This window comes from Pectobacterium fontis, from assembly GCF_000803215.1.
Taxonomy (GTDB): domain Bacteria; phylum Pseudomonadota; class Gammaproteobacteria; order Enterobacterales; family Enterobacteriaceae; genus Pectobacterium; species Pectobacterium fontis.
Genome location: NZ_JSXC01000028.1, coordinates 1 through 17088, shown reverse-complemented (window position 1 = coordinate 17088; position 17088 = coordinate 1). Strand labels below are relative to the sequence as shown.

Annotated in this window: 16 protein-coding genes; 6 read left to right on the top strand and 10 right to left on the bottom strand. The window is 52.9% G+C overall.

The features are described from left to right. Nucleotides 1–83: 83 nt before the first annotated feature. The 6 genes from OI69_RS08910 to OI69_RS08885 all read left to right on the top strand — a co-directional run bounded on the left by OI69_RS08910 (nt 84) and on the right by OI69_RS08885 (nt 5391). Nucleotides 84–863 carry an SDR family oxidoreductase gene (locus tag OI69_RS08910; protein WP_039348965.1) on the top strand — a complete coding sequence of 260 codons (780 nt, stop codon included), beginning with the start codon at nt 84–86 and terminating at the stop codon, nt 861–863. 159 nt (nt 864–1022) lie between these two features. Further along, entirely contained in the window at nt 1023–1838 is an 816-nt protein-coding gene (locus tag OI69_RS08905) for a TauD/TfdA family dioxygenase (protein ID WP_039348962.1), read from the top strand. Between the two features lie 13 nt (nt 1839–1851). Beyond that, entirely contained in the window at nt 1852–2901 is a 1050-nt protein-coding gene (locus OI69_RS08900; protein ID WP_039348959.1) for a Stf0 family sulfotransferase, read from the top strand. Further along, nucleotides 2885–4129 (top strand): aminotransferase family protein, encoded by a 1245-nt coding sequence (locus tag OI69_RS08895; RefSeq protein WP_039348957.1) that lies wholly within the window; start codon nt 2885–2887, stop codon nt 4127–4129. Before OI69_RS08900 ends, OI69_RS08895 begins: the two co-directional genes overlap by 17 nt. Before the next feature lie 69 nt (nt 4130–4198). Further along, nucleotides 4199–4852 carry a 2OG-Fe(II) oxygenase gene (locus OI69_RS08890; protein ID WP_039348954.1) on the top strand — a complete coding sequence of 218 codons (654 nt, stop codon included), beginning with the start codon at nt 4199–4201 and terminating at the stop codon, nt 4850–4852. Further along, the gene (locus tag OI69_RS08885) at nt 4849–5391 is read left to right on the top strand and encodes a P-loop NTPase family protein (RefSeq protein WP_039348952.1); all 543 of its coding nucleotides are present in this window, start codon (nt 4849–4851) and stop codon (nt 5389–5391) included. The genes OI69_RS08890 and OI69_RS08885 overlap by 4 nt, the downstream gene beginning before the upstream one ends. A 46-nt stretch (nt 5392–5437) precedes the next feature. Here the strand turns inward: OI69_RS08885 and OI69_RS08880 are convergent, their stop codons facing one another. The 10 genes from OI69_RS08880 to OI69_RS08835 all read right to left on the bottom strand — a co-directional run bounded on the left by OI69_RS08880 (nt 5438) and on the right by OI69_RS08835 (nt 16583). Then, nucleotides 5438–5686 (bottom strand): GlsB/YeaQ/YmgE family stress response membrane protein, encoded by a 249-nt coding sequence (locus OI69_RS08880; RefSeq protein WP_039348949.1) that lies wholly within the window; start codon nt 5684–5686, stop codon nt 5438–5440. Between the two features lie 129 nt (nt 5687–5815). Beyond that, nucleotides 5816–6661: an excinuclease Cho gene (gene cho, locus OI69_RS08875; RefSeq protein ID WP_080752626.1), complete on the bottom strand. Its 846-nt coding sequence runs from the start codon at nt 6659–6661 to the stop codon at nt 5816–5818. Next, nucleotides 6658–7923, bottom strand: coding sequence for a translesion error-prone DNA polymerase V subunit UmuC (umuC, locus tag OI69_RS08870; protein ID WP_039348946.1), 1266 nt, complete (start codon nt 7921–7923; stop codon nt 6658–6660). The genes cho and umuC overlap by 4 nt, the downstream gene beginning before the upstream one ends. Continuing rightward, nucleotides 7923–8342: a translesion error-prone DNA polymerase V autoproteolytic subunit gene (umuD, locus tag OI69_RS08865; RefSeq protein ID WP_039348943.1), complete on the bottom strand. Its 420-nt coding sequence runs from the start codon at nt 8340–8342 to the stop codon at nt 7923–7925. The genes umuC and umuD overlap by 1 nt, the downstream gene beginning before the upstream one ends. 253 nt (nt 8343–8595) lie before the next feature. Beyond that, nucleotides 8596–9063 carry an OsmC family protein gene (locus tag OI69_RS08860; RefSeq protein ID WP_039348939.1) on the bottom strand — a complete coding sequence of 156 codons (468 nt, stop codon included), beginning with the start codon at nt 9061–9063 and terminating at the stop codon, nt 8596–8598. 43 nt (nt 9064–9106) lie between these two features. Next, nucleotides 9107–9640, bottom strand: coding sequence for a MarR family winged helix-turn-helix transcriptional regulator (locus tag OI69_RS08855; protein WP_039348936.1), 534 nt, complete (start codon nt 9638–9640; stop codon nt 9107–9109). A 215-nt stretch (nt 9641–9855) separates the two neighbouring features. Further along, nucleotides 9856–10545 carry a respiratory nitrate reductase subunit gamma gene (narI, locus tag OI69_RS08850; protein WP_039348933.1) on the bottom strand — a complete coding sequence of 230 codons (690 nt, stop codon included), beginning with the start codon at nt 10543–10545 and terminating at the stop codon, nt 9856–9858. Further along, nucleotides 10545–11264, bottom strand: coding sequence for a nitrate reductase molybdenum cofactor assembly chaperone (gene narJ / locus OI69_RS08845; RefSeq protein ID WP_039348930.1), 720 nt, complete (start codon nt 11262–11264; stop codon nt 10545–10547). The genes narI and narJ overlap by 1 nt, the downstream gene beginning before the upstream one ends. Then, complete coding sequence (gene narH / locus OI69_RS08840; RefSeq protein ID WP_039348927.1) at nt 11257–12822, bottom strand: nitrate reductase subunit beta; 1566 nt, start codon at nt 12820–12822, stop codon at nt 11257–11259. The genes narJ and narH overlap by 8 nt, the downstream gene beginning before the upstream one ends. Continuing rightward, entirely contained in the window at nt 12822–16583 is a 3762-nt protein-coding gene (locus OI69_RS08835) for a nitrate reductase subunit alpha (RefSeq protein WP_039348925.1), read from the bottom strand. Before OI69_RS08835 ends, narH begins: the two co-directional genes overlap by 1 nt. Between the last annotated feature and the right edge of the window lie 505 nt (nt 16584–17088).

Here is a 17088-nt window from a genome sequence, read left to right as displayed (position 1 = left end):
ATTAAATAATAACGATTTACTCTGTAGCTTGAATTAATAAGGAAACATTCTAATGGACAGAGATCGCCTATAAGGGAATACGTATGGATACGCTGCACTTCTTTACCCTGTCTGGAAAAACCGCGCTCATCACCGGAGGATCGCGTGGATTAGGACTACAAATTGCTGAAGCGCTTGGTGCACAAGGGGCGCATATTATTCTCTCAGCACGTCACGCTGATGAATTACAAACCGCGCAGTCACACCTCTCCGCACGGGGTATTCGTGCCGACTGGATTGTTGCTGACCATGCCCAAGATCGCGATATTGAACGCCTCGCAGAGGAAGCCATCACCAAAACAGGTCAGATAGATATTCTCGTCAACAATGCCGGCACGGCATTCGGATCCCCGGCGGAAGACCACGCGATTGCTGACTGGGATCGGGTCATGAACCTGAATATCCGCAGCCTGTTTTTATTAACGCAGAAAATCGGCAAACGTAGCATGATCCCCCGCCGCTATGGAAAAATCATTAACGTGGCATCGCTTGCTGGCTTGCAAGGCAATCTGCCCGGTTGGCTGGAAGGCATCGCTTACAGCACCAGCAAGGGTGCCGTGGTGAACTTTACCCGCGCCCTGGCGGGCGAATGGGGAGAATTTAATATCACCGTTAATGCGCTCGCCCCCGGCTTTTTCCCTTCCGCCATGACCCAAAATTTGTTGAATAGAATTGGCGTTGATGCACTCGCACAAAAGTCCCCACTGCGACGTATTGGTGATAATGAAGATTTAAAAGGTGCGGCGATCCTATTTGCCTCCGACGCCAGTAAATATATTACGGGCCAAATACTTTCTATTGATGGAGGAATGAGTGCCATATAAATACCGCCCACATTATTAGCGATCAATTATAACGTTAATCATTCCACAGCAACGAGGCTCACGGAGGAGGCGCGTAAATATAGCCAATAGGCATGCAACCTGAAGTATAACGGGTATATACGGTGTTTTTCAGTCAAGCTAATTACAGGAGTAATAGCGATGAAAAGTTGCTTTGATGGCTGGTCCCCACAAGTCATTGATAGTGAAGATAAGGCGGCAGTCATTGCCCATATCGAAAAATATCGGTTTGCCATCATTACCGGCGAATGGAAATACGATGACTCTGACTTCAAACAAATGTCAGCGCTTTATTCGCTGGGGGAAATTTATCAGTCAGATTTTAACCGTCAGGAACATAAAGAGGGCGTATCCACATCCGGAGTCAATCAGATTGGCGGGCTCTCACGCGGCACGCACATGGTTTTCAATAGTACCTCACACCTTTCACTTCATACCGATGGTTCTTATATCCCCATTGGAAGCATAAAAACGTCGATTCTGCTTTGTAAGCAGCATGCCAGACAGGGCGGCGCGACCGTTCTGTTCGATAGCGTTTCTGCCTTTCAGCAGCTACAGGCCGAACACCCTGATTTAGCGCATATTCTGCTTCAAGAACAGATTTTCAGACGCCGCTCAACCGGGACACAGTCTGGAAAACAATACGCCCATATCGGTCCGGTTTTCCGTCCCGATCGCGACGGCGGATTTATTGGCGGCTTTACGCTGGATGTGACCGCCGACTGGGACTATTCACATAGCATCAATCCGCGCGTTATCGAGGCCGTCGATTACCTGTCACAACTGGCTGCTGAAGGCAGCCACTATCATCTGACATTTCCTCTTTATCGCGGCCAGGCCTTAATCATGCGTAACGATAAAATCTCTCACGGACGCCATGCCTATACGGACGATCCCGCCAGCCCAAGGACGCTGCTGCGAGGCATGTTCACCCGCGCGCCAACCCTGACCGCATAAGCAAGGAGAGATAATGACCGATTGTTCAATGACAGCATCCGCGTTAGCTGCACGTTGGGATAGCTGGCTCACCTGCCCGCAAGAGAGCCTTCAAGCCCGGATACGCGATGATTTAACCGAGACACCGTTAAGTGAGAAAACACTGGCGGCAATACTGGCATTCGTTCATGAATACCGACTCAACGGCGTAAACTGGAGTGCTCAGGGAGTACGCGGAGACGAAGTTCAGGAACCGCTACAGGAACTTCAACACGACGCGCCGCACTATTTTGCATTGTTCTGCGAAAAAATCGCCCTCGCTGAAAAACTCAAATGGGTCGGCGGCAGTGTGGATGCAGGCATTCTGGCAGCACAAACTCGCTATCAGAAATTTGCCATCGTCTCCACGCCCAGGGCTGGCACCCACTTGCTCCGCACGCTGCTAGGTTCCCACCCCAATATTGAAATGCACGGTGAAGCTTTTAACCGGTTTGGTCAGCACTTGCTGCCCTATTCCGTTAAAGACGCCACGACCGAAACGATCCTGCACCGTCACCTGTTCAGACCTTATTTTGAATACGTCGAAGCGGTCGGTTTCGTGCTATTTCGGGATCTTGATACCTACTGGGGCAATGCACCGATCTGGCCTGCTTTACAGGCTATCCCTGACCTGAAGTTGATCCTGCTGGAAAGAAGAAGCCGACTACAGCAATGGGTGTCGTTAAAAAAAAGCCTGCGCGACCGTATCTGGTACGTCGGCCAGCATGATAGCCGCCCGATTTCCCACGAAAAAATAGCGGTATCTGCCGATGAATTAACGGAGTTCATCGATAACAATCTGGAAAATCAGGCCGCGTTTCATCAGGCTTTTCGACACCACGACATCCTTAGCCTTGACTACGAAACGGTGATGTCAGCACCTGATAGTGTTGCCAGCACGGTGCTGTCCTTCCTGGGTATTTCCGATTTCAGGCTTTGCGCTGGCACAGGGAAAAAAGAGACCCGATCGATTGATTCGATCGTGAGTAACCTTGACGACATCAGAGCCACGCTGACAGGGACAAAATATGAATCCTACCTCTGACCCATACTGGCCGCCTTACACCGCTCTCGCGGAGAAAGACGAACGCCCGATCATTCAGCGTGGCGAAGGCGTTTATCTGTATGATGCGCGCGGCCAACGCTACTTTGACGGAATGTCCGGCTGTTATAATCACTGTCTGGGGCACTCCCACCCTGCATTTATTGCCGCCCTGCAACAACAACTCTCTACACTGATTCATGCCTGCAACATCTATTCAAACACCCAACTCCCCGGCGAGCTGGCCGAAAAACTCGCTGCCAAACTACTCGGTACAGGCCTTCGCAAGACGTTCATCGTCGGAAGCGGCAGTGAAGGGGTAGAAAGCGCACTGAAAATGGCCTGGCAATATCAGGTCAACCGTTCTAATCCAACGCGAACGCGAATCGTGGCCATTAACGGCGCATACCACGGCTGTACACTCGGCGCGATGATGGCGACAAGGCGCCCTTTTATCAACGAGGGCATTTTGCCGTCTCTACTCGACAGCAATACGATCACGATGCCGCCACCTGAACACCTCAGCGACATCCATGCCTGGGAAACGCTGCTGGACGCGCAGGAATCGACCATCGCCGCCGTCATTATTGAACCGATTATGGCCATGGAAGGCACCCGACTGCTGCCTAAGGGGTTCCTGCAACAGCTCTCACTGTTGACAAAAAAGCACGACATTCCGCTCATCTGTGACGAAGTCTACTGCGGCGTGGGCCGCGCAGGGACGCTCTGTGAATCAGTCTCACAGGGTGCGCGTCCTGACATTGTTATTTTCAGCAAGTGTCTGGGCGGTGGCATACCCATCACCGCCGTGCTTGCGACGGAAGCCATTACCGACAGCTTCACAGGACAAACGCCGCCGTTTTTCCGCCACGGTCATACGCAATCCGGCAATCTGCTGGGCTGCCGTGCGGCACTATTTGTTATGGATTATCTGGAGGAGCATCACCTCTACGATGAGGTCACGGCAAAAGGAAGGACAATCCTCCAGCTCGCTAAACAGCATTTTCCTCCAACCACGGGGCTAATTAGCCTGCAAGGCAAAGGGTTAATGCTATCGATGACATTTGAGTCTCTCGAACAGTGCGGTCGCGCGCAGGCGGCGATACGCCAACAAGGCGTCATCGTTGGTGCCGCTGGCCCGTACCTAAAACTGGCGCCAGCGTTCACCATTTCAGCCAACGAAATAGAGGAGCTGATTCAACGTATGACTATCGCACTGGGAAACCTCTGATGAGCGCTAATGGCCCCGCCAGGCGTGATTAACATCCATCAGATGTGATTAACAACAGGGAGTGAAAGCATGTCTAACTATTTTGATCTTGAACGCATCATCCACGGCAAGCGGCATGAAACCCCATTCCAGTGGGGTGAATTAACCCGGATATGGCGCAACGGCAGTATCGCAGCAACGCTTGCTAATGAGTTCCCGACTGACGGATTTAACTATCGTGAACGTAATGGGGGTTACTTTTATCGTCGTACCCTTATTCCTTTAGCCTCCGGCAAGGTGAGCGACGCCACGACGCTGTCCGATGCCTGGCAGGGAATGTGCGACGAACTGGTCTCTGACGCCTTTACTACTGCACTGTCCACATTCTGCGGAGCCGACCTTTCCGCATTCAAAATGGAAGCGGTGGCATTTCGCGGAGGACGGGACACGCACTACCTTCCCCATGTCGATGCCTCACTAAAACACGGGTTCCGTCTGATTATTTATTTTAACGCCGAATGGGAAGAAAGCTGGGGCGGTGCTTTTCAGATTCTCAACCCTGAAAATCATGCTGACGTCTGCCATTCCGTTCTTCCGATCATGGGCAATGCCAGCGTCATCATCCGCAATGGGTTTTATGAAACCTGGCATGCGGTCGTGCCGTTAACTGACGTTTCCGTCAAAACACGTAATGCGCTGAATATCACCTATTACGAACCCGGCACGACGAGTACGGTACAGTGAAGAGGCTTATTTTTCTCTACGGGCCGCCGGCGGTGGGGAAACTCACTATCAGTCGTCTGCTGGCGGAGAAAACGGGGGCAACGCTATTTCATAATCATCTGACGTATGATTTAGCGATGGCGGTGCTCCCGCCGGAGAGTGCATTTAGCACGCTCCGGCGCTTCGCTTGTCAGCTAAGGCTGTACACCATCACGCTGCTTTTTGCAGAGGATAAACGCGATCTGATTACCACCTTCTGCTATGAGGGAAGCAAAGACGACGGGTATATTGAGGCGATAAAGACACTGTGCACGGAACATGGCGTCACGCCATTTTTCATTCAACTCTGTAGCGACGAAGCACACCTTTTAACCCGCGTGGAAAACGCAGACCGAAAGCGATTCGGTAAGGTGAATACTCAGGAAAAGCTCAAAGAAATTCTGAAGAATTACGACTACACCGACACGATCGATGCAACCCATCATCGTTTACTGGACACCTCTGCGCTGACGCCTCATGAGGCCGCAGAACAACTAATTGACTGGTTTTCTTCATATTGAAGCAACGAAAGCACGTTGCCCCTAGGCAGGGGCAACGGAGAGAGAATTAACCTCGAATCTTGCGGTATACCCACAGCACGACAATCGCGCCCACAATCGCCACCACAAAGCTACCGAAATTAAAGCCATCCACGCGACCAAACCCAAAGAACACGCTAATGTAGCCACCTACGACGGCACCAACAATCCCCAGCAACACCGTCAGGATGAAACCACCCCCGTCTTTACCGGGCATGATCCACTTAGCCAAAATTCCCGCAATCAAGCCAAAAATAATCCAGGACAGAATACCCATAACCACCTCGCTTTTATTTCATTATACCGGTACAAACGCCAATCCTTGACAGATAAGACGCGAATCCAATTATAGACAAGGATTTCATAAACGATCGGTAAACTGCCAATGAAATCTCACGCCCCCCATTCATTTATTCAGCACAACAATATCCACATTGCCGCTCACGATTGGTTTACATAAAATTTTATAGCCGTCGCTGTCAAAATTCGCCGCGACCTGCTTGAAGGCTGCAACCTCGGATAAACTCGCCACGGTGCCCAGATAAAACCAGTTGTGAATGATGTGATAATCCGTCTTCCCCTGACGCGACTCTTTAATTGCAATCCTACCCGGATACGCCCAGCAGTTCAGTTTCATGGCATTAAGCCGATTGGTCAGCCTGGCGTGATGTTCCGCGAGGGACTCTTTACCACAGCAAGCCCCTGCGCATTTTTTCAACGCATGGCGAAAACAGGCTTTTCCCGCAGGCAGGTGTTCAATACCCAGTATCCCCAAACATAATTTTTCTTCATCAGCCAGCGTTTTCAACGTATTGATCGCTGCGAGACGGTGGCTAAACAAACCATAAAGATCGGGCGTTCTGGAAAAGTCGACCTGTTTGGCGTAGACCACGTCAATACGTTGTCCATTAAAATGGAGTGCGCACAGTTGGCGCGAACGCCGCAACCGCTTGTTAAAAAGCGGCACCTGCTGCTTAATCAGTTGCGCTTCCAATAACAGCGCCCCAATTTCCCCGGCCGTCTCGATAAACGTAATGCGTCGCGTCTGTCTCAGCAGCTTTGCTTCTTTACGTGTACGCAGGTGCGATAACACACGCGCACGGATGTTGATACTTTTCCCGATGTACAGCGGCAATGTTTCGCTGTCGCCGTGGAAAAGGTAAACACCCGGCGCCGCAGGCAGCCCAGCCAGTTCGGTACGCAGATGCTCTGGGTATTCATAGATATCCGGCATTTTTTCAGGCAACATCATGATTTAACAACCTTTATATCTTCAGCCCGCGTGGTGTACGCGGGTGAAAGCCGCTCTCGTTTCATCGACCAGCCGGGATTAATCCCCTGTCCTGCAAACCAGATCTTCCCTTTACCCGAATGATTAATACGATCTAGGGCTGCCATCAAACCGGCGCTGTTGGCATACGGTTTACGCGCATCAAACATGTCCAATTGTGCCACGCCTTGCAGGTAGAAATCGGATAGCACCACGCCAGCTTTGCAGTAGCGGTAGTCTGGTTTCCAGATCCGCTCCAGCGCTTCAACCGCGAGTGCGATAATGTCTCGGGTATCGTTGGTAGGAATAGCGATCACGCGGGTCGCCTGATCGCCATAATATTCACCCTGTGCGACATGAGGGCTGGTACGGATAAAGACGGAAACCTGACAGCAGTACTGATTCTCATGGCGTAACTTCTCTGCGGCGCGTTCCGCATAACGACACACCGCCTGACGCAGATGTGCATACTCGGTAATACGCGAACTGAATGAGCGGGAACAAAGTATCTGCTGTTTAGCAGGTGCCTGTTCCTCCACGTCCAGACAGGGCTGACCGCGGAGTTCGCGCACCGTGCGTTCTATCACCACGCTGAAGTTTTTGCGGATATAGGCCAGATCGCAGCGTGCCAGCATCAACGCATTCTCGATGCCCATTGACTCCATCCTGCGCGCCAAGCGTCGTCCGATGCCCCAGACATCAGCGACGGGCGTAATCGCCAGCAGTTTCTCCTGACGTACCGGGCTGGACAGATCCACCACGCCATCCGTTTTACGCCAGATTTTTGCCGCATGATTAGCCAGTTTAGACAAGGTCTTGGTGGGCGCAATACCGACGCCGACGCTCAAATGCGCTTCTCGCTTGATGCGCGCTTTAATCTGCTGTCCAAATGCTTCAAGTGAGGTACAACGATCCACACCGGACACGTTCAAAAACGCTTCATCGATACTGTATATTTCCACCGCTGGCGCCATCTCTTCCAAAATGCTCATCACACGCGCCGACATATCCGCGTAAAGCGCATAATTGGAGGAAAACACAGCGATATTGTGTTGCTGAATATACTCACGGACTTGAAACAGCGGCACCCCCATTTTTATCCCAATCCGCTTCGCCTCATCGGAGCGAGAAATTACGCAGCCGTCGTTGTTGCTCAGCACGATGATCGGTCTACCCGCCAGATCGGGGCGAAAAATCTTTTCACAACTGGCGTAAAACGTATTCACATCCACCAGTGCGTACATTAGCGTGTCGCGTGTATGACGTAGGTCACGACGCCAAAAATATCAAGGCTGTCGCTGTCGTTAATCACAATCGGAGTATAGGCAACATTCATAGGAAGCAATGCCGGGGTAGGCGTCAACTGTAGCTGTTTGATGGTGAATTCGCCGTCCAGTGTAGCGATAACGATATCGCCATGACGCGCCTGCAATGCGCTATCAACCACCACCAAATCGCCATCATGAATGCCGCCCTCCACCATTGATTGACCGGAGACACGAACGAAATAGGTGGCTGAAGGATGACGAATACATAGCGTATTCAAATCGATACGCTGTTCAACATAATCATTTGCCGGGCTGGGGAACCCCGCTGGCACCCTATTCGCATAAAGATTTAATGCCAGCTTATCGGGGCAGGACTCAGGAAGGTATCGTTTCATTGCTCGACCAATAACTGTATTTTTATACAGTATAAAAAACGAGCGCCGACAATGCAATGCACAATGTTCATCGACACCAGCGAACGGCCAGTCGTTACATCATGTCGATAAAGAAACGTGCTGTTACATCAGTGCATTAACGTATCCAGGGCGGTAATGTAAAGACGCCATGTTCTTACTCCTTCGCATACAAATACACCGACGCACGGGATACGCGCTTATCTTATCTCTCCGGCTCGTTACCCTATTTAGCTCAGCCTAACGTCGGCTCGCAGTTCACCGGGAAATTCACCGAATGGGCAATGTAGCAAGCATCATGTGCCAGTTCATGCAACTGGGCATATTGCTCGGCGGTCGGCTGTTTTGCACCGCTAAATGTGACCTGTGGACGCAGCGTGACGTCCAACATCGCTGTTTTTCCCGCCGAGTTCACCCCCATGGTTCCTACCGCGTGGTCCTGATAATCCTCCACGCAAAAGCGTTTTTTAGCCGCAATGGAAAGGAACCACAGCATATGGCAGCTCGACAATGAGGCCACCAGCGCTTCCTCGGGATCGACCGCATCCTCTAGCGAAAAAGGCAGCGGAACGACATGAGGTGACGACGAAGCGCGCAGCGTAATGCCGCCGTCAAACTGCCACTGATGCAGCCGACTATAGCGGTTATCGATAAAATCCTGCCCATCGCGCTGCCAACAGATTGAAGCATGGTACTCAGACATCGTTCAGTTCCTTTTGTAATCGCAAATGCAGGTATAACAGAAATTACTTTGCCTCTTTAACGGCGTGGCTTTCCAAATCTCGCAGCAGCGCGGCAAGATTGGCGTCAAGTGCAGCCAGAACCTCGGCGGGCAGCGCAGATAACACCTGACGTTCATTCTCCACATGTGCCCCGGCGGCACGATTGATCAACGCCAGCCCCGTGCTGGTAAGCTGTACCAACGTGCTGCGCGCATCCTGCTGGTTCTGCACTCGTTCAATAAATCCACGGGTTTCAAGGCGCTTGAGTCGATGCGTCATGGTGCCTGACGTCACCATCAACGTGGAGAACAGTGCGGTCGGGCTCAGGCAATAGGGCGCGCCAGCACGCCGTAGCGTAGCCAGCATATCAAATTCCCAACTGCTCACCCCGAATCTGGCGAAACAGGATTCCAGACGCTGATCCATGAGTACAGCACAGCGTCTGAGGCGTCCAATGGGTCCCATAGGAGAAGTATCCAGATCGGGGCGTTCACGCCGCCACTGATCAAGAATGGCATCTACCGCATCATATTCGCGCTCACTAACTGGCTTTTCCATTTATCTTGACTTAAAGGTAATGAATTTACCTATCCATAGTAGCTTGCATGGACAGGAATGTCATGAACCTCATCATTCACGAGTCACTCGCCCTATGTCTGTACGGCGCAACGGTTTGAGGCGTTTACAAGCGTTGGAGAGATGAATAAAGAAAGAAGAAAAGAAGGGAGTTGACGGTGGTGCCTCATGGTAGACGCCACCGTGTTTTATCGCCTTTAGCGACGGTTACGCACAAGCTGGTAGCGACGCGTCAGGTACTCGACCGGCGCGCTCCAGATGTGAACCAGACGACAGAATGGGAACAGCACGAACAGCGTCAGCCCCAGTACGATGTGCAGTTTGAAGATGAGCGCAACCCCCGTCAGATGTGCAGACGCCCCGCCCTGGAAAAACGCTACGCTTTGTGCCCAACCAACCAGCTTCAGCATTTCACTGCCGTCCATGTGTTGCGCAGAGAACGGAATGGTCAGCAGCCCCAGCCCCGCCTGAATCACCAGCAAAGACAGAATGAGAATGTCGCCAACGCTGGAGGTAGCGCGAATGCGTGGGTTGGTCAGACGGCGTTTTAACAGCAGCACGCCACCGACAAACGTCAGCACGCCTGCCATCCCCCCGCCGAACATCGCCATTTTCTGTTTTACCGCCATCGGCAGGAACGCTTCGTACATCCAGTGTGGCGTCAGCATACCGAGGAAATGTCCGGCCAATACCCCCAAAATCCCCAGATGGAACAGGTTCGACGCCAGACGCATCCCTTTCTTATCCAGCATTTGGCTCGAACCGGCACGCCAACTGTACTGACCGTAGTCATAGCGCAGCCAACTGCCAATCAGGAAAATCGCCATCGCCAGATACGGATAGATGTCAAAAAAGAACACATTAAAATAATTCGTGATTGCACTCATTAGCGTTGCCCTCCCGCCGATGTCGCGTCAAGATTCAGATATTGCGGCACCACCGCGCCCGCAAAGCGGCGTTGGTGTTGCGTTTGTTGGGCCGATGCGCAGCCTTCTTCACCGAGAAACTTAACCTGCTCCTCTTCCCACACGGCATCCAGCGCCTGCGGTGTGTCATCACGCGCCTCGTCAACAACGTTATGTGTGACGTCGTCACTTTTGAGGTCACTACCGGACAGCACCAGCAGTAAATCGAACAGTACGGCATAGCGACTGTCACGCTGCTGCAAACGCGCGCCAATCAGCGCCAGAATCGGCGCGATGTCGAGTAAACCCGCACGGCTCTGTGCAGGTTCCAGACGAGAAAGGTACTCAAGATACAGCGGCAGATAGTCCGGCAGCTCACGACAATCCAGCGCCAGACCGGCCTCCTGATATTGCTGCATGAGATCGACCATCGCCTGACCACGGTCGCGAGATTCACCGTGAACGTGCTCGAACAGCAGCAGCGACGTTGCCCGACCGCGGTCAAACAGGCCGCTATATTCCGCCTGTTTATCCAACAGATCCTCTGAGCAGAGGACGTTGATGAACTGCATCAACTGGTGGCTTTCACGCAGCGGTAAGGCATCACTCTGCTCTACCGCCTCGATCAATTCAGCCCGGTTTTCCCACAGCTCGCTATCGGGATAGTCCAGCAGGCGGGCAATAATCCGCAGGCTAATCATGTTTAGTCTCCTGCATGATCTTGCTGTTCATATCGCGCGTTTTGCTGCTGACATCAATGGCATCAATGCGTTTGCTGTTGAACAGGTTGAATTTGCTATCGCTACCGTGGCAACCATCACCAAAGCTGAAACCACAGCCTTTGCTTTCCGGGAACGCTTCACGCGCCAGTTCGCGATGGCTTGACGGAATTACAAAACGGTCTTCGTAGTTGGCAATCGCCAGATAACGGTACATTTCCTGCGCCTGCGCTTCTGTCAGCCCAACCTGCTCCAGCGCACGGGTATCGATCTTGCCTTCTACGGTTTCCGCACGTTTGTAATGACGCATCGCCAGCATACGTTTCAGCGCCAGCAACACGGGTTCGGTATCCCCTGCGGTCAGCAGGTTCGCCAGATATTGCACCGGGATACGCAGGCTTTCGACGTCCGGCAGTACGCCAGTGTGTGCCAACTGACCGGCATCCGCAGCAGACTGAATCGGTGACAATGGCGGTACGTACCACACCATCGGCAACGTGCGATATTCCGGGTGCAGCGGCAGCGCCAGTTTCCAGTCCATCGCCATTTTGTACACCGGAGACTGCTGTGCCGCTTCAATAACGCTGTTAGGAATGCCATCTTTGCGCGCTTGCTCAATGACTTTCGGGTCATGCGGGTCAAGGAACACATCCAACTGACTTTGGTAGAGATCTTTCTCATTTTCTACCGAGGCCGCGTGTTCGATGCGATCGGCATCGTAGAGCAGCACGCCCAGATAGCGAATACGCCCCACGCAGGTTTCCGAGCACAGCGTCGGTTGACCGCTTTCGATACGTGGGTAACAGAAAATACATTTCTCTGACTTACCACTCTTCCAGTTGAAGTAGATCTTCTTGTACGGGCAACCGGTCAAACACATACGCCAGCCGCGACATTTGTCCTGATCGATCAGGACGATGCCGTCTTCACCACGTTTGTAGATCGCGCCGCTCGGGCAGGTCGCGACACATGCCGGGTTCAGGCAGTGTTCGCACAGACGCGGCAGATACATCATGAACGTATTTTCAAACTGGCCGTACATCTCTTTCTGCATATGCGCAAAGTTTTTATCTTTGGCGCGTACGCTGAACTCACCGCCCAGATCGTCTTCCCAGTTTGGACCGTTCTCGATTTTCTTCATCCGCTGACCGGTAATCAGCGAACGTGGGCGGGCAACCGGCTGGTGCTTACCTTCCGGCGCTTTACGCAGGTTCTGATAGTCGTAGTCGAACGGCTCATAGTAGTCGTCGATTTCCGGTACATCCGGGTTAGCGAAGATTTTGGACAACACTCTGACGCGGTTCCCCATACGCGGCTCGAGCTTGCCGCTGATTTTACGGATCCAGCCACCCTTCCATTTTTCCTGATCTTCCCAGGCATGGGGATAGCCCACGCCCGGTTTGGTTTCGACGTTGTTGAACCAGGCGTATTCCATCCCTTCACGGCTGGTCCAGACGTTTTTACAGGTAACGGAGCAGGTGTGACAGCCGATGCATTTGTCCAGATTCAGCACCATGCCCACTTGTGAACGAATTTTCATCAGGCTTTCTCCTGCTGTACCGCTTGCTGTACATAGTCCTGACCTTCATCATCCAGCCAGTCAATGCGTTTCATTTTACGTACCACGACGAACTCATCCCGGTTTGACCCGACGGTGCCGTAGTAGTTAAAGCCATAAGCCAGTTGGGCATAGCCACCGATCATATGGGTCGGTTTCGGTGTAATACGGGTCACCGAGTTATGAATACCGCCGCGCTGCTGGGTGATTTCCGATCCCGGCAGGTTAATAATGCGCTCCTGCGCGTGGTACATCATGGTCATGCCCGCCGGTACGCGCTGGCTAACCACCGCACGCGCCGTCAACGCGCCGTTGGCGTTGAACGCTTCAATCCAGTCGTTATCTTTAATCCCCAATTCGCTGGCATCATCTTCACTTAGCCAGATAATCGGGCCGCCGCGTCCCAGCGTCAGCATCAACAGGTTGTCGCTGTACGTAGAGTGAATGCCCCATTTCTGGTGCGGCGTCAGGAAGTTCAGCGCTTTTTCCGGGTTGCCGTTGGGCTTCTGATTCATCACCGGATCAGCCGCACGGGTGTCGACGGGTGGACGGTAAACCAGCAGGCTTTCACCGAACGCGCGCATCCATTCATGATCTTGATAAAGTTGTTGGCGACCGGACAACGTACGCCACGGAATCAGCTCATGAACGTTGGTGTAACAGGCGTTATAGGAAACGTGTTCATCTTCCAGACCAGACCAGGTCGGGCTGGAGATAATTTTGCGCGGCTGCGCCTGAATATCGCGGAAGCGAATTTTCTCGTCTTCTTTATTCAAGGCCAGATGCGTGTGGTCACGCCCCGTGACTTTGCTCAACGCTTCCCAGGCTTTTACCGCCACCTGACCGTTAGTTTCCGGCGCCAGTGACAGGATCACTTCTGCGGCGTCGATCGCTGTTTCAATCTTCGGACGGCCTGCCGCCGCCCCTTCCGCTTTGGTGTAGTTCAGCTTTTTCAGGAAATCGACTTCAGTCTGTGTGTTCCAACCGATGCCTTTACCCCCGTTGCCTAGCTTGTCCATCAACGGACCGAGCGAGGTATAGCGCTCGTAAAGATTCGGATAATCACGTTCCACCACCATCAGGTGCGGTGCCGTTTTACCCGGAATCAGATCGCATTCGCCTTTTTTCCAGTCATCTACGCCGAACGGCTGCGCCATTTCTGCCGGGGAATCATGTTGAATCGGTAACGTCACCAGATCCGTTTCCTGCCCCAGATGCCCCTGACACACGCGGGAGAAGGTTTTCGCGATGCCTTTGTAGATTTCCCAGTCGCTTTTGGAATCCCATGCCGGATCGACCGCCGCAGACAGCGGGTGAATAAACGGATGCATATCCGACGTATTCATGTCGTCTTTTTCGTACCAGGTTGCCGTTGGCAGCACGATATCGGAGTACAGGCAGGTGCTGGACATACGGAAATCGAGCGTCACCACCAGATCCAGCTTGCCCTCGCCCCCCTGCTCGCGCCACTCCACCTCTTCCGGCTTCACGCTGCCCGCCGTACCGAGATCTTGCCCCTGAATACCGTGCTCCGTACCTAGCAGGTACTTCAGCATATATTCGTGGCCTTTACCGGAGGAACCCAGCAGGTTAGAACGCCAAATGAACAGGTTGCGCGGGTAGTTTTGCGGGCTATCCGGCTGTTCAGCAGCAAATTTGATGTCGCCTGATTTCAACGCCGCAACGGTATACTCTTGCGGCGTCAAACCAGCGGCACGCGCTTTCTTTGCGATATCCAGCGGGTTAACGTTCAACTGCGGCGCAGACGGCAGCCAGCCCATCCGCTCGGCACGCACGTTAAAGTCAATCATGCTGCCGCTAAAGCGGGATTTATCCGCCAGCGGTGACAGCAGTTCCTGTGGCGCGACAGTTTCATAACGCCACTGGCTGGAATGGTTATAGAAGAACGAGGTACTGTTCATGTGGCGCGGCGGGCGCTGCCAGTCCAGACCAAACGCCAGCGGCATCCAACCGGTTTGTGGACGCAGTTTTTCCTGCCCAACGTAGTGCGCCCAGCCGCCACCGCTTTGACCGACACAACCGCAGAAAATCAGCATGTTGATGATGCCACGGTAGTTCATGTCCATGTGATACCAGTGGTTGATACCCGCTCCCACGATGACCATGGAACGACCGTGTGTTTTATCTGCGTTGTCTGCGAATTCACGCGCAATACGGATGATGTTCTGGCGAGAAACGCCGGTAATCTTCTCGGCCCACGCGGGGCTGTACGCTTTCACATCGTCGTAATCACGGGCGCAATTGTCGTCACCCAGACCGCGATCCAAGCCGTAGTTCGCCATCGTCAGGTCATACACGCAGGCAACCAGCGCTTCGCTACCGTCAGCCAGCGTCAAACGCTTCACTGGCAGTTTGTGCAGCAGGATGTCTTGTAGTTCAACGTTGTTGAAATGTTCGCTGACCGCACCGCCAAAATACGGGAAACCGACATCCACTACCTCGTCGTGCGACCCCAACAGGCTCAACCGCAGCTTCACTTCCTCGCCACTCACGCCATCACGCTGTTCCAGATTCCATTTACCCTGATCGCCCCAACGATAGCCAATCGACCCTTGCGGTGCCGTCAGGTTGCCGCTGGCATCGTCAATTGCGATGGTTTTCCACTGTGGGTTGTTGTCCTGGCCGAGGTTATCCACCAGATCGGAGGCGCGCAGCATACGGCCTGCCGCGTAGTAACCGTCTTCACGCGGCTCCAGCAGTACCAGCATCGGTAAATCCGTGTATTGACGAACGTACTCGCTGAAATACTGGCTTGGCTTGTCGAGGTGGAACTCTTTCAGGATAACGTGGCCCATTGCCAGCGCCATCGCGCTGTCGGTGCCCTGTTTAGGGTTCAGCCACTGATCGCACAGCTTGGCGATTTCCGCGTAATCCGGCGTGACCGCGACGGTTTTGGTGCCTTTGTAGCGGACTTCGGTAAAAAAGTGGGCATCCGGCGTACGGGTCTGCGGCACGTTAGAGCCCCAGGCGATGATGTAAGAGGAGTTGTACCAGTCGGCCGATTCCGGCACGTCCGTTTGCTCACCCCAGGTCATGGGTGACGCTGGTGGCAAGTCACAGTACCAGTCGTAGAAGCTCAGGCACACGCCGCCGAGCAGAGAGAGGTAACGCGCACCCGCCGCGTAGGACACCATCGACATTGCAGGAATCGGAGAGAAACCGATAATGCGGTCTGGGCCGAAGGTTTTGGCGGTGTAAACGTTCGAGGCGGCAATCAGTTCGTTAACTTCATTCCAGTCGGAACGCACGAAGCCGCCACGGCCACGAATTTGTTTGTAGTATTGGGTTTTCTCAGGGGCGTTGACGATGGAGGCCCAGGCATCAACCGGATCGCTGTGCGTCAGTTTTGCTTCACGCCACAGTTTCATCAGGCGCTTACGCATCATCGGATATTTCAGACGGTTGGCGCTGTAAAGATACCAGGAGTAGCTGGCACCGCGCGGGCAGCCGCGTGGTTCATGGTTAGGCAGGTCCGGACGGGTACGCGGGTAGTCAGTCTGCTGCGTTTCCCACGTCACCAGACCATTTTTCACATAAATCTTCCAACTGCATGAGCCGGTGCAGTTTACCCCGTGGGTAGAACGTACGATTTTGTCATGCTGCCAGCGGCTGCGATAGCCGTCTTCCCAGTCGCGATTGGTATTGAGGGTCTGACCATGACCATCGGAAAACGGTTCAGCCAGTTGTTTGAAGTAACGTAACCGGTCAAGGAATTTGCTCATCCGGACTCTCCTGCTGCGAAGCCTGCTGGCCCCTGTCGTTATGAAATGCTCGTAGCAACTATCTGTTTTTGCTGACGACACATTGCTCAATGTTGGCGCTAGGGTATCCAGCAAACCCGTCGTCAAACTTGATAACGATCAAGAGTGTCCTTCCGTGGAAAACGGAGTATATCCTCAACTACCACTAAAGAATTACCATGGAGAAAATACGTAATTAAATGATTTTAAAGGATAAAAATAAAACCATTCGTTTTGTGCTTATACTGAATTCATACACACGACTATTTAGAGGTAGTAGTCAGAGAGGGCGTAATATTGTGCAGATTCAGTAAGGGGGCGTTGGATGCAGCGCGAAAAAAACGCCGCCCCGCAAGGGGCGACGTCTTAGTCACATTTTTATGTTTTATGCAGACATTGCGAATGTTTCGTGCGCAATAACATTGTCATTTTCATGCTACTTCATAGCTCGCGCCCGACAAGGAGCGCTTGTATCTTTCTCATGTAG